This is a genomic window from Singulisphaera rosea (assembly GCF_054877945.1).
Genome location: NZ_JBTYIP020000006.1, coordinates 285,997 through 300,202, shown reverse-complemented (window position 1 = coordinate 300,202; position 14,206 = coordinate 285,997). Strand labels below are relative to the sequence as shown.

Annotated in this window: 10 protein-coding genes; 3 read left to right on the top strand and 7 right to left on the bottom strand. The window is 66.5% G+C overall.

The features are described from left to right. Nucleotides 1-48: 48 nt before the first annotated feature. The 5 genes from ACYOEI_RS14090 to ACYOEI_RS14070 all read right to left on the bottom strand — a co-directional run bounded on the left by ACYOEI_RS14090 (nt 49) and on the right by ACYOEI_RS14070 (nt 5,743). Entirely contained in the window at nt 49-2,508 is a 2,460-nt protein-coding gene (locus ACYOEI_RS14090; protein WP_462850138.1) for a DUF1549 and DUF1553 domain-containing protein, read from the bottom strand. Nucleotides 2,509-2,919: 411 nt separating this feature from the next. Further along, complete coding sequence (locus ACYOEI_RS14085) at nt 2,920-3,135, bottom strand: hypothetical protein (protein ID WP_462850137.1); 216 nt, start codon at nt 3,133-3,135, stop codon at nt 2,920-2,922. Then, nucleotides 3,128-3,586, bottom strand: a complete 459-nt coding sequence (locus ACYOEI_RS14080; RefSeq protein WP_462850136.1) for a hypothetical protein — start codon at nt 3,584-3,586, stop codon at nt 3,128-3,130. The genes ACYOEI_RS14085 and ACYOEI_RS14080 overlap by 8 nt, the downstream gene beginning before the upstream one ends. A 130-nt stretch (nt 3,587-3,716) precedes the next feature. Beyond that, a complete protein-coding gene (locus ACYOEI_RS14075; RefSeq protein WP_462850135.1) occupies nt 3,717-4,796 on the bottom strand; it encodes a DUF1559 domain-containing protein in 1,080 nt (359 codons plus the stop codon). A gap of 311 nt (nt 4,797-5,107) precedes the next feature. Beyond that, nucleotides 5,108-5,743: an RNA polymerase sigma factor gene (locus ACYOEI_RS14070; protein ID WP_462850134.1), complete on the bottom strand. Its 636-nt coding sequence runs from the start codon at nt 5,741-5,743 to the stop codon at nt 5,108-5,110. Nucleotides 5,744-5,894: 151 nt separating this feature from the next. On the opposite strand from ACYOEI_RS14070, the gene ACYOEI_RS14065 reads away from it, so the two are divergent. Together ACYOEI_RS14065 and ACYOEI_RS14060 are read left to right on the top strand one after the other, a co-directional pair. After that, a complete protein-coding gene (locus ACYOEI_RS14065; RefSeq protein ID WP_462850133.1) occupies nt 5,895-9,368 on the top strand; it encodes a WD40 repeat domain-containing serine/threonine protein kinase in 3,474 nt (1,157 codons plus the stop codon). Nucleotides 9,369-9,589: 221 nt separating this feature from the next. Continuing rightward, nucleotides 9,590-10,096 carry a hypothetical protein gene (locus ACYOEI_RS14060; protein WP_462850132.1) on the top strand — a complete coding sequence of 169 codons (507 nt, stop codon included), beginning with the start codon at nt 9,590-9,592 and terminating at the stop codon, nt 10,094-10,096. 207 nt (nt 10,097-10,303) lie between these two features. Here the strand turns inward: ACYOEI_RS14060 and ACYOEI_RS14055 are convergent, their stop codons facing one another. Next, entirely contained in the window at nt 10,304-10,432 is a 129-nt protein-coding gene (locus ACYOEI_RS14055) for a hypothetical protein (protein ID WP_462850131.1), read from the bottom strand. 67 nt (nt 10,433-10,499) lie between these two features. On the opposite strand from ACYOEI_RS14055, the gene ACYOEI_RS14050 reads away from it, so the two are divergent. Further along, on the top strand, nt 10,500-12,470 hold the full coding sequence (locus ACYOEI_RS14050; protein WP_462850130.1) for a hypothetical protein: 1,971 nt from the start codon (nt 10,500-10,502) through the stop codon (nt 12,468-12,470). A gap of 111 nt (nt 12,471-12,581) precedes the next feature. Here the strand turns inward: ACYOEI_RS14050 and lpxA are convergent, their stop codons facing one another. After that, nucleotides 12,582-13,484, bottom strand: a complete 903-nt coding sequence (lpxA, locus tag ACYOEI_RS14045; protein ID WP_462850129.1) for an acyl-ACP--UDP-N-acetylglucosamine O-acyltransferase — start codon at nt 13,482-13,484, stop codon at nt 12,582-12,584. Nucleotides 13,485-14,206 lie beyond the last annotated feature (722 nt).

Below are 14,206 nucleotides of genomic sequence, written 5' to 3'. Positions count from 1 at the left end.
GGGTGGGCATCGCCCACCGATCGCACGCGACCGCGAAACGAGCGAACGTCAGTGGTTGAACAAGAATTCCTTCGTATTCAACAAGGCCCAGACCACGTCTTCGAAACCCTCGCGCCGGTCGCCGCTCGCCGCGACGTAGTCCAAGATCGCCCCGGACTCGGTGGCCTTGGGGTGGCGGCCGAATGCGGCGAGGTAGAGTTCGTCGACGACCTCGGCGTCGGGCCTGGGCCCGGCGAGCAGGTCCGAGAGGCGTCCTCGAGAAGCCCCGACCTTGTCCTGGAGATCGCCCGAGTTCAGGAGTTGGAGCGCCTGCGCGAGGTTGGCCTCGCGGGGACGCTCGCACTCGCAGGGCGTCTCGCGCATCGGCCTGCCGAAGACGTCGAGGAAGTACGAGGGGATCGACTCGTCGGGCAACTGGATCGTCCGGGTCCCCTTGGGCATCCCCGCAAACGTCTCGGGGACGCCGGTCACCTGACAGATCGCGTCGAGCATCACCTCGGCGAGGAGCCTGCGAGGGTAGGCTCGGGCGTAGTTCTGACTGTCTTGTTGATTTCCCGGGGTCGGCTCCGACGACAACTGGTACGCCGTCGAATTCATGATCGTCCGGGCCAGGTGCTTGATATCAAAACGATGGGCGATGAAGTCGCGAGACAGGGCGTCGAGTAGCTCGGGGTTGCTGGGAGGATTCGTCACTCGGAGGTCGTCGACCGGCTCGACCAGGCCTCGCCCCAGGAAGTGGCCCCAGAGCCGGTTGACGATCGCGGGGGCGAAATATGGGTTCTCGGGCCCCGCCATCCAGCCGACCAGCCCGAGGCGAGGGTCTTCCCCTTCACCCGATTGGCACTCCGGGCCGTCGAGCCCGTGCGGGGCCATGACCTGGCCGGTCGCGGGGTTCCGCACGTCGCCGTCCTCTCGCACGAAGATCGCCGGCTCCTGCGACGTCGCCCCCGACTTCCGCCCGACCCTTGCGAAGAAGGCCTGAAGCTTGTAGTAATCGTCCTGTGTCCACTTCTCATAAGGATGGTTGTGGCACTGGGCGCACGCGATCCGAGTGCCGAGGAAGAGTTGGGCGGTATCGTTCGTCTGGTGCGTGAGGTTGCGGACCGTCCGATACCAGATCACCGGCGGATGCTGGTCGACCGTCCCCTGCGCGGCGACGACCCCTCGGACGAACCGGTCGTAAGCCATATTCGTCGCGAAGGCGTCGCGGATCCAGGCGTGAAACGCATAGGTCCCACGCTGCTGGTCTCGCTGCCCCTTGCGCTGATTTCGCAGGAGGTCGCCCCACTTGACCGCCCAGAAGTCCGCGTACTCGCGGCGTTCCAGGAGCGCGTCGATCCAAGCGGCCCGCTTGTTTGGCGATGGGTCGTCGAGGAACCTGCGGACCTCGTCCGGGGTCGGCAAGGTGCCCACGGCATCGAGGGTCGAGCGACGCAGGAACGTCGCGTCGTCGGCCAATGGACTCGGCGTGAGGTTCAGGCTCGCCCACTTGGCCCGGGCATGTTCGTCGACGAGATTGCCGCGGGGGAGCTCGGGCCAGGGCGAGGTTCCTCCGTTGGCAATGTGCTGAGGGATTCGGAACCGGCAGACGTCCACGCGCCCCAGGTAGCGGACCATGATCGCGGTCTCGCCGATGCCCGTGCCGACATGGACAAGCCCCCCGTCATCCACCCGGGCGAGGTCGGGCTCGTTGCTCTTGTACTGGGCCTCTCGGGTCACGTCGCGGCGCAGACCGTCGCTGAAGTGGGCCGTCACGATCACCTGGTGCTCGGCACCAGGGTCGACGGTCGTCACCCCAGGCGAGCACTCGAGCCGGACGAGCGACGGGTCGGCCGACGACCCTTGGGGCATCCCCTGGGCGATCCAACGTCGGAGGATCTCGTATTCCCGGGACCCTTCCTGGATGCGCCGGCCTCCCCCGTGCGGCACGGCGGCGACGGCTTTCCGGAGCAAGAGGCTCTGCTCAGGTTGGGCCGGGAAGACGCGGCGGCCGCGGGCCTCGTTGACGATCGCATCAAAGTCGAACGGGGCGTCCGCACCCAGGAGCGAGAGCTTGAACCCATTCTGCCCCGAGGCCTTGCCGTGGCAGCCCCCCGCATTACACCCCGTCCTGGCCAGGATCGGTTCGACTTGGTTGCGGAAGCTGACCTCGAGCTCGATACCGTGACCTTCGACCACCACCGGAACATCGAACGTCGCCCCGCCCGAAGCGACCCGCACCGTCGCAATGCCGTCTCCTCGAGGAGTGATGAGGCCGTCGGAGGAGACCGCCACCACGCTCGGGTCGAGCGTCTCGTAACGCGCCTCGCGACCGACATCGACCCACCGGTCTCCCCTGGCCCCCAGGACGAGCAGGCGCTGCTCGGCGTCGCGGCCCACCAGCCGGACTTCGCCCGGTGCGACCTTCAAACGCGCCGAGGACGTCGGGCCAAGAGCCTCCGGACCGGCGAGGGCCGCCGTCGTTTGCGCGATCAGGCCGAGTACGAACACGACCGGGTTTCGACGCATGAGGATCTCCCGTTCAATCCAGCCTGGACCGTAGGCGGCCGAGCGATTTCTCGGCGTCGACGGCGACAGGCGGAAGTCTTCGGTCGGAAGGTAAGGCGGCCCGGCACGGGTCAGGAGCGGAGAGAATTATCTTGGCTCAAACCGCGAAATCGATGGTCTGACGGAGGTTGTGGTTGCCACGGGTTGGTACCCCACCCCGTGAGCTAGGTGACTCGGCGGACGCTCACGGGGTGGAGTACCAACCCGTGGCAACCAAATCACGATCCTCAGCACCGATTTCCTCGCCTCTGTATAGGGAGACCAGGCCTCGACTCCACGCCCTCATGCCACCATTCGGAGATAGACTTGCGCGAGGGAATGAAGTCGCAACAAGAAAACGCCGGAGCTCCCCGAATTTGGGGAAGCCCGGCGTCATCGAGGGCCCACCATGGTGAGCATGAGGACTCTGAGCATCACGACGGACGTGCGGTCCATCGGCCGGGCCGGGCCCGAGGCGGTTTGCCGGCGTCCCTCAAGGACCGGGGCGCCGGCGCCGGCACCCCGCCCGTCGCGACGGTCGCGATCCGTCACGGGCGAGGGCGAGGACCGGGGTGGGACGGTGATCCGGCGACCGTCGAGCTCAGCCATTCAGGTCGATGGGGATGGAGTTGGAATGGGCCTCGACCTTCGCCCTGAGCTGTGACTTGCTGGGGTCGCTGAAGCTGGAGGGGATCAGGTTCTTGACTTTAACTTTGTGGGGTTGGTTGAGCATCGGTTTGCCGCTGGGCATCAGGCCGAGCTTGGAGGTATCAACGTTGACCACGTTGACGATGACGCAATAATCGCCCTCCATCGCACCGTCGCCAGGGTCGCTGCAAGTCAGGGTGTAACTACCGTCGGGCTGGATCTCGCCGGAGGCGCTCCTCCCTTTGGAAGCGTCGACGGGCAGGAAGGTGATGGTCCCCTTCTCGAGGGGCTTGCCTTGCCGGGTGACGGTCCCCGAGACGTGGTAACGAGGGGCGAGTCCGTCTCCGCCGCAACCGGCGATCAGGCCGGCGGTCAGGATGAGGCACGGGCCGCCGAGGCGCCATCCATTCATTTTCACAGAACGTCCCATCATCGAATGCGTCCCCTCGGGGGCCGAAGCCCCCCGAACATGGTGGGCGCCGACGCGCCGGGCGGGGAGTCCCCGCGGCGCGTCGGCCGGAACCGGGCGACGTCGGGATGACTTAGTAGCTGTCCGCGCTGAGGACCTCGCCGCCGGAGCGGCTGCCCAGGGCACAGTACGTCGGCATGCTGAGGCTCGCCTTCAGGAAGTGGACCGAGCCGTCGCCGAAGAGGAAATTGGCGCCCCCGGGATGCTCGCTCTTGAATCCGGTCGAGTCATAATTAAATCGGCAACCGATGGGGGAATCCTGCCACTTGTTGTAGCACGTGGCATCGCTCGGGTTGATCTTGTTGGAGTTCCAGTTGATGGGGATGGTCGTGCCCGCGACGGCCCCGTTGAAGTTCCAGAAGTTGTTGTCGGCGGTCTGATACGGGAGCACCTCGCCGACGAGGATGGTGTTGCTCGTGCCGTCGGTGATCGACTCGAGGCCGACCTTCTGGGCGCCGAAGTAGTCGAACATCCCGCGGAGCCCGATGGCGGCGGTGCAGCCCGGGGAATTCTGGTTCACGCCCCAGGGGCCGGGCCAGCCGATCCGAGTTTGTCCCGCGGGGGGATTCGCCGAGAACGGCGTCTCCCAGGGGAGGGCGACGTAGTGGCTCGAGTAGTTGTCGCCGAAGCTGCCGCTGTAGTTCGAGACCGGCACGACGCCGGCGGGCGTCCCCGTCGTCGGGTTGATGGGCGTCGAGTTGGACGTCGAGCCGCTCCACTGACCGGTCGGCGTGCCCACGGGGAGCTTGCCGCCGCCATTCTTCCCGTCGGAGGGGCAGAGGAACGCGGTGGGGATCGTCATCCAGGCCGTGTACATCGCCGGGCTGTCATACGTGGGCAGCGAGATGTTCACCGCGTTGTACAACGGGCCGCCCTCGATCTGCGGCAGGATCGCCCCGCGCCAACTGATCCCGTTGCCCGTCCAGGGGGAGTCGGCCACCGAGATCGCCCCCATCGGGAAGACGCTGTTCACATCCAGATAATTGTGCATCGCGAGCCCGATCTGCTTCAGGTTGTTCGTGCACTGGGCCCGGCGGGCCGCCTCGCGTGCCGCCTGGACGGCGGGCAGCAGGAGCGCGATCAGGACGGCGATGATGGCGATCACGACCAAGAGCTCGATCAGCGTGAAGCCGAGCTCCGATTTCCTGCGCATGGGAAACCATCCTTTCATGGGCGAACGCGGCGAGGGCCGGCTTCGCGGAAGAAGAGATAAAGAAACGTGCGTCGATGGCAACCGACGACCCTGAGATACGAACCCTCGGCGACCCGCGCGGCGGGTCGACATCTCCATCCCTTCGACCGACGAGGTCAAGCAGGGCGGCGCGTGGAGCCGCGCGGCCCGAACGACTGGCCTTGTCTCGAGAAGGGCGGATGGATCGAACGATCTAGAGGATTGGACTCAGACCTTTACTTGCGCGACCTCGGGAATTCGCAACAAGAAATCGGGGCCGATGTCCGCCGAATTCAGGCCCAATCCGTCGGCTGCCCCTGCTCCCGGAGTCGCTTGCGCAATCGGCTCAGCCGGACGCGGAGCACGTTGGCGGCGCAACCCATCTCGGCGGCGGCTTCCTCGGTCGAATAGCCCTGGAGCCGGAGCTCCATCAATCGGCGCTCCGTCGGATCGAGCCTGCGCCACAACGCCTCGAGCTGGTCGTCCTGCTGGACGGCGCTGGCCGGATCGCTCGACGCCTCGGCGGGGGCCGGGCGACTCTCCGGGGTCACCTGCCCGTCCGGGTCGCCGAACCTGAGCCGGTGCTCTCGCTGGAGGTGCCTCCAGTGCCGGGCCACCTTGCGCCGGACCACCGTCACGGCCAAGGCCACGAACGTGTCCGAATCGGAAAGGTGAAAACTCCCCACCCGCAGCCCGCGCATCAGGTCGAACTGCACCGATTGCGCCACGTCGATCGAATCGAGATATCGCCTGAGGATCGGACGGATTAAATAGTGGGCCGTAAGACGGATCTTCGGCTCATAATGCCGAAGCAAATCCGCCAGCGCGTCCTCATCCCCCTCGCGGACCCGCGCGAGGAGGCCGGCCATGACATCCGAGGCGTCCGACATCGGCCGTCCTTCGCCGTCGATCTCGCTTGAGATGATCATCGGTTTCCGCGCACGAGAAGGGCCGGCGATCCTTCGAGGAGGGGCGCCGTGCCGACCGGTCATCCTTTTGAGCAGCCTCGCTATCTGATATTAATGAATTGCGACACCTGGGCCAGGTCGGGCCCGACTCCTTTCGCATTGGAGGATTTTCATGCCCCCGGACAGTGACGGCGCCGGCCTCCGGGCCCGGTTGGCCCGCGCGCGGGCCGACCTCGAAGACCGCCTCGGACGAGGCGAAGATGCTTGCGCCGAAGGGTATTTTAAAGCCGACCCGGCCCTCGCCGCCGACTCCGATACGGCCATCGAATTGATCTATGCCGAGTATGTCGCACGCGGCGACTCGGGAAATCCGACGGACCCCGAGGCCTTGTGTGCACGATTCCCCGCATGGAGGGACGAGCTCAGAGACCTGCTTCGCATCCATGAATTGATGAAGGAGAGTCTCGACGATCGTTTCCCGGAACGAGGTGATCCCGAAGGCGAACTCCACGCCGATCCGTTCGGGGCGATCGGCGGCGGTCCTTCGCAACGACTGGGCCGCTTCGAGATCCTCGAGGCGGTCGGCCGAGGGGGGATGGCGATCGTTTACAAAGCGCGGGACCTGAATCTCGGGCGCCTCGTGGCATTGAAGATGATCCGGCCGGAGGCCAAGGCCGACGCCGACCCGGGGCGCTTCCGCGCGGAGGCCGAGGCGGTCGCTCGGCTCCAACATCCGAACATCGTCCAGATCCACGAGATCTTCGATGACAACGGCCGGTCGTTCATCTCGTTCGAGTTCATCGAGGGGGGGAGCCTGGAGCAGGTGATCCGCGGAGGGCCGAGGCCGGATCGAGACGCGGCGAGGCTGCTCGAGGTCATCGCCAGGGCGATCGCGTACGCCCATGGGCGAGGCGTCGTCCATCTCGACCTCAAGCCCGCCAACGTGCTCCTGACCACCGACGGCGTCCCCAAGGTCGTCGACTTCGGACTGGCCCGGCAGGTCGTGCGCGACCGCCCGAACGCCGAAGTCGACGCGGCGGGCGGACCTCCACAACCCCTCGCCTCGATCGCGGGGACGTTCGGCTACATGGCCCCCGAGCAGTTCGGGGGGACGCTCGTCCACGACGGGCTCCCGGCCGACGTCTATTCGCTGGGCGCGATCCTGTACGAGCTCCTGACCGGGCGTCGACCGTTCGTCGAGTCGTCGCACCTGGACGACCTCGCGCGCGGGGTTCGGCCCGAGCCGGCCCCTCCATCGACGCTCCGCCCCGGCCTGCCGCGCGACCTCGACGCGATCTGCATGAAGTGCCTGCACGCCGACCCGGCCGGGCGCTACCTCGACGCCGGCCTGCTGGCCGACGACCTCCGCCGCTACCTCGCGGGCGAGCCGGTCAACGCCCGGGCGGTCGGGACCGGGGAATGGGCCTGGAAATGGGCGAGGCGGAGGCCCGCGACGGCGGCCCTGGCCGGAGCCTGCGCACTGGCCCTCCTCTGCCTGCTCGTCGGCAGCATCTGGTACAACGCGAGGCTCCGCGTCCTGGCCCTCCGCACCGAGCGGCATCGGGCCGAGGCCGAGCAGCGGTCGATTCTGCTCCATGACCAGCTCGAGTTCTCGCGCCGAAGCCTTTACGCCCTCCAGCTCACCCATGTCGAGAAGTCGATCGATAGCAATCCCGGGCTCGCGCGGATGCTCCTCGAGGACGCGCAGTATTGCCCGCCCGAGCTCCGCGACTTCACCTGGGGCTACTTCCTGCGGATCAGCAAGCGCAAACGAGGCGACTACCGCAAGCACGATCTCGGCGCGGTGAGCGACCTCGCGTTCTCCCCCGATGGCCGGGTGATGGCCGTATCGGGGGGCCCCCCCGACCGTGAGGGGGCACCGGGCCAGGTCAAGCTGCTCGACCCCTCGTCCGAGATCGTTGAGCTCGGGACCCTCGTCGACCACCTCGGCCCGATCCAGTCGCTGGCCTTCGCCCCCGACGGCAAGACCCTCGCAACCGGCGGCGTGCGGAGCGTCGGCCCTGGCGTGAAGGCCGGCACCTTGCGACTCTGGAACATGGCCGACGGGTCGGATCCCTGCCTGATCGACGGAGGACCCGAGGCGATCTACCGTGTGGTGTTCTCGCCCGACGGCAAGACCCTGGCCACGGCGGGTGGAGACGGGGTCGTCACGCTTCGGGATCCTCGCTCGGGCGTCCCTCGGGGCGAGTTGATCGGCCACCAGGGGACGGTGCGAGGGCTCGCCTTCGCCCCCGACGGGAGGACCCTGGCGACCGGGGGAGTGGACGGCACGGTCCGCTGCTGGGACGTGACGACGTTCCGCCAGCGTCGCCTCCTGAGAGGCCACACGGCCCCGGTCAACGCCGTCGCCTTCGCCCCCGACGGCGCGACCCTCGCCAGCGCGGGGGCGGACAAGGCCGCGATCCTCTGGGGCCCCGCGGAGCTCCGCCCTCGGGTCGTCCTCCGAGGCCACCTGGCCTCGGTGCTGACCCTGGCCTTCTCGCTCGACGGCGCGACCCTGATCACCGGCGGGGAAGATTGCATCGTCCGGCTCTGGCGCACCGAGGACGGCCACGAAGAAGCCGCCCTGAATATCCACGACGGCCCGGTCTCGGCGCTCGCCTTCGCCCCCGCCGACGACATCTTCGCCACCGGCAGCGTCGACCAGACGGCGAAGGTTTGGGACCTCGTCGCCGGTCGCCAACACCCCCCGTTGCGCGGACACTCGGCGAAGGTCACCGCCGCCCTGTTCACGCCCGACGGCGACACTCTCATCACCGCAAGCCGGGACGACACCATCCGGCTCTGGGACACGGCCGGATGCCGAGTCCGCGAGACGCTCCCCGGCGAAGGCTCGGAGGTCTGCGTCGCCCTCGAGCCCGGCGGCCAGGTCCTCGCCTCCGGGGGCGCCGACGGCCGGATCCGCCTCCGGAACGTGGGCGGTCGCCACGAGTCGATCGAGCTCCCGGGGCACGAAGGTAAGGTCACCGCCCTCGCGTTCTCCCCCGACGGCGGGACGCTCGCCTCCGGAGGGGTCGACGCCACCGCCCGACTCTGGGACGTCGCCACCCGGACCTGCCGCGCGACCGTCAAGGCCCATGCCGGAGGGGTCGACGCTCTCGCGTTCTCCCCCGACGGCAAGATCCTCGCCTCGGGCGGCGAGGATTGGGTCGTCCGACTCTGGGACCCCACATCGGCCCGACCGCTTGCGGAGCTCAAGGGGCACAAACAGGGGGTCTTCAGCCTCGCGTTTCACCCCGACGGGAAGGCCCTCGCGAGCGGGGGGAAAGATCGGATGATCTGCCTCTGGGATCGGGCCTCGGGGAAGACGAGAACCATACTCTGGGGCCACAACTATGGGGTCAGGTCGATCATCTTTTCCCCCGACGGCCGGACGATGGCCTCGACCACCGGGAACTCGGGGCCGAACGCCGTGGGGGAGGTTAAGCTCTGGGACGCCGTCACCGGCCACGTCCGGGCCACGTTCCCGGGAAAGACCGCCCCCATCGCGTTCTCCCCCGACGGTCGCACCCTCCTGACCGGCAACCACGACGAGACCTTCAACCTCCTCGAAGCCGCCCCCGAATTCCCCGGCCAGTCGCCGAGCCCCGGCGCAGGCGGAGCCCGAGTGTCGATCGTCCCCTGAGCCCGAATCAAAAACGGGGCAAGGGCGCCCCGCCCGCATTCAACCGAGGAAACCGCCGAGGCAACCCAGCCACGAACCGGTCGTCCGCGGCTCTTGTCCACGCGCCCGGGGTCCGGTACGCTCCAGATGAGTCGAGAGCTGTCCCCTCACGACGATGTTTGCGTTCACCGAAGGACCATCCGACCCAGTCCCAATTCTTCCGCCCGGAGGCGAGATCCGCCGTGGAAACACCCAACGATCAACCCGGTGATGGCCGCGAATCCCGACCGACGCCCGAGATGTCGGCGATGCCCACAGGCCCAACCTCGGTGACGACGCGCCGCACACTCCTGGCCGTCGGCGGCCTGCTCGCCAGCGGCCAGGTCGCCGTGGCGGCCTCCGGCGAGGACCGTCGGAACACCGCCCTGGCCGAGGCCCGGCTCAAGCTTGCCCAGAAGGCCATCGAGGCCGTCCGCGTGAATATCGACCGGGGTAACATCAACCCCGCGAGCCGAGACCCGATCGTGATCTGGTCAAGGCGCCGGATGGAGGCCAGGCTCGCGTTGAGCACGTCGAAGACCGCCCGCCTCGCGGCCATTGAAGAGCACGTGGAGGAGATGAAGCGGCTCGAGACCATCCTCGACCAACTCAGCAAGGTGGACGAGGTCGAACCGCTCTCGATCATGGACGCCCGATACCGCCGGCTCGAGGCCGAAGACCTGCTCGAGCAGGAGAAGGCCAAAGGCTGACGGGATGCGACAATCGCTCCGTACTCGAGCCTCATCCATGGCCGGAGATTCATGCCTCGTTCCCACGTGGACCGCGCAAACGAGCGACTGTTCTTTCACAAGCCAAGAGAAAAAGATAGCAGGGATCAAAAAAATTAGAAATTCAAATCATCAAACCATATCGACCAATTATTTAAATCAATCCCATTATCCTATTCAACCATAAATTCACCCGAGAATCTCGGCGACGCCCTGGACGCGGCCCGTCGATTCACCTACCATGTTCAGGTCTTGGAACATCCCACCGGACGAGGCGACGGTGCCTCCCTGCCGCGCCGCCTTGCGTCCCACTCGCATCCACCTCCGTGCCTTCCATCATCCCTGAGGACGAAGGCCGGCCCACCCCCGAGGGGAGCCAATCGCCATGCGTCGAGTGCGACCCGCCGAGATTTTGCTCGCGACGACCTTGTTCTTCGCCACGACGACCCACGCCGGGACTTATCCCCAACTCGTCTCCACGGGCGCCAAGGGTCTGAAGGAAGCTCCCGCGGATGCGGACAAGCCGAACCCAAGTTACGACTTCGTCGAACGGGCGAAGCTGCCCGAGGGCGCGAAGGTGCTCTCGGCCGCGAAGGCCGCCAATGGCAACGTCTGGGTCGTGACGGACCGTGGCGTCTTTCGATCGTCACCAAAGGGCTTCGTCCCGCTCGAGGTCGGCCCTCGAGAGCCCGAACCGGGCCAGCCCGAGGTCCCGGGGAGCGCGAAGGTCGTCCAGGTCGACTCGGACCGGGTCGGGCACATCTGGGCGGCGACCACGCGAGGCCTGTTCGCGACCGACGGCGCCCAATGGTGGCAGGGGATCACGAAGCAGGACGGCGTCCCTTACGAGGCCATGACCTGCCTGCACCTCGCCCCCAACGGCGACGTCTGGGGAGGGACTCGGGAAGGGGCCTGGCGACTCCGCGACGGCGAGTTCCGCTACTTCTGGGGCAAGCGCTGGCTGCCCGGAAACGTCGTCCGAGCGATCTGGACCGACGCCAAGGGCCGGGCCTGGATCGACACCGATGGAGGGCTCGCGCGGATCGAAGAGCTCCCCATCACGCTCGCGGCGAAGGCCGAGCACTTCGACCAGTTGACGCAGTCGCGCCACGACCGACGTGGGTTCATCCAGGAGACCAACCTCACGATCCCCGGCGACCCGACCGGCGCGACGAAGCTCCACATCAGCGACAACGACGGGCTCTGGACGGCGATCTACCTCGGCGCGATGGCCTTCCGACACGGGGCGACCGGCGACCCCGCCGCCCGCGCGCAGGCGAAAAAATCGATGGACGCCCTGCTCGATCTCGAGCGACTCTCGGGGATCCCCGGCTTCCCCGCCCGCGCCGTCGTGACCGACCAGGACCTGAAGGACGGGGCCACCGGAGTGAATTTCGAGGACCGGGTCCACGCCCCGGGCGAGACGGCCAAGGTCTGGTACCGATCGCCCGTCGACCCGACGGTCTGGTGCAAGGGTGACACCAGCAGCGACGAGATCGACGGCCACTACTTCGCCTGGTACGTCTACCACGACCTCGTCGCCGACACGGCCGAGAAGGCGAAGGTCGCCGCCGTCGTCCGACGCGTCACCGACCACATCCTCGACCACGGCTACACCCTGGTCGACCACACCGGCCGGAAGACACGCTGGGGGATCTGGGCCCCCGAATTGATCAACCGCTCGCCCTTCTACTACGAGCAGAGGGAGCTCAACTCGATCGAGATCCTTTGCTACCTCAAGGTCGCCGCGCACATCACCGGAGATCCGAAATACACGAAGGCCTACAACGACCTGATCACAAACCATCACTATTTGTTAAATTCCCTCCTCGAACGGCGCGGGCGGTCCGGAACCTGGATGTCGATCAACCACTCGGACGACGAGCTGTTGTACCTCGTCTATTACCCCCTGCTCCTCCTCGAGAAGGATCCGGGCCGGCGGCGCATCCTGGTGCAGAGCATCACCCGGACCTGGGAAGGCGCGCCGGGCGAGCAAGGGCTCCGGGGCGAGCACAGCCCGCTGTATAACTTCATCTACGGCGCGACGACGGGCAAACCGTGCGACGTCGAGGAATCCGTCCGCACGCTCCAGGACTGGCCCTGGGACATGGTCGAGTGGGCCGTGAAGAACAGCCATCGGCACGACGTCCAGATCAGGACGAGCTCGGGGATCTACCGCACCAAGCTCGAGATCGACCGCGTCCTCCCGGCGTCGGAGCGTAGGCTGTCGCGCTGGAACGGCAACCCCTGGACTCCGGACGGCGGCAACGACGGCCGGACCGAGGACGACGGGGCCGCTTGGGCCCTCGCCTACTGGATCGGGGTCTACCACGGCTATCTGGCCAAAGGCCACTGACGCGGGGGCTCGAAGCCCGTCCTGGTCGGCGAGGGCGGGTTTCCGGGACGACGGGTCGGGTCGTTCGCCGCGAAAGGCCAGGACCCCGGACCGTGATCGAGGCCCGGGCGATCAGACCCCGACCTGGGCCTCGGTCCCCTCGAAAGGGCCAGGCTCGCCCTTATTGGCCCCCGGCCAGGGTGCCCCCGCGACCCGGAAGGGGCGGGGGCCGTCGGCGATCACCCGGTCTCGGGCCCGGCCGTTCCGGCCTTCGTTCTGTGCCTCGACGAAGTCGATCAGGTAGAGGAGTTCGGGGGTGAGTCGGCCTCGTTCGCGGAGCCCCGCGGCCGCCTGCCGGACCCCGATCTTCGCCCGGTAGAGCAGCTTGTACAACTCCCGCAAAGCCAAGATGGACTCATCGGGAAAGCCAAGTTGCCGGAGCCTCGACGTGTTGACGCAACGGACGCGAGAAGGGCATCCATCGACGAGCAGGTACGGGGGCACGTCCTGAGTCGCTTTCGAGCGGGCCCTGACAAAGCTGTATCCGCCGATCGTCACGTTGTGGACGATCGCCACGCCTTCGGCGATTTCGCAACCGTTCTCGACGTGGACGTGGCCGCCGAGCACCGTACGTTCCGCAATCCGGATCCGGTCGCCGAGCCGGCAATCGTGCGCGACATGGGCACCCGCCCCGAAATAATTGTGGTGACCGATCCGGGTCAGGCCATCCTCTTTCTCGGAGGCCCGATGGATCGTCACGCCCTCGCAGAAGACGTTGTGGTCGCCGATCTCGACTCGAGTGGCGGCCCCCTGGTAAGACACGTCCTGCGGCGGCTCGCCGATCGCGACGAACGCCCCGATCGTGTTGAACTCGCCGATCGTCACGTCCCCCGAGAGGGCGACGTGCCCCATCAAGCGAGTCCCTCGACCGATCTGGACACCCGGACCGATGGTGCAGAACGGCCCGATCTCCACGTCGAAGGCCAGCTCCGCGCGCGGATCGATCCGAGACATCGAGAACATGCGTGCGTTCAATTTCGGACTCCCCAATCCTTCAGAGAGTGGCGACTAGGGCCTTGACGCACAGTGGTCGTAGGCGCGGCGATGGCCTCGATGGGCCGGCGGGACCGCCCTGCTCCGGGCCGATCCTCGGCCTTGCCGAGGTCATCCCCGGCGACTCATCATCCTAATGAGGAATTCAATTCGTCGTTCAAGTCGGCTTCATCATAGGAACTCCCCCTTCATCTCGCCACCTAAATCCGTTCGGTATTTCAGGTTTTATCGCCCGCCTTCACAAACCTTTTCAAACCGGGCAGACCCCTCAAAATCCGAGGATCGTCCCAACGACCAAGTCGACGATTCGACACCAATCAAATTAATTTATCCATATATTATTATCTTTAATAAACAATTGTGACGTCTCGACCTTGTCTTCCGTCGTACCCTTGCGGCTCTACCCGCAGGTTAACACTGATAAAATCAACTGTTCTCAATTTTGCTTGTGTCAATCCGCGTCATCTTCGGGATCGTCTCCAGCCTCCTATTCTCAGCCCGATGTCGGGTCATTGAAAGAAGATCAACGGACCGGACGCACGGCAGGAATACTCATGTGCAAATCAAGGGCGAAACCAATCCTGCGACCGATCGTGATCATAATCACGATCCTCACGCATCCATCTGCCAGCCGTCCGGACGCTCGGCTAAGATGGCATGATTCGGATCGGGAACGAGCGCCGCGAGAAGTCCGGAGGGTCATT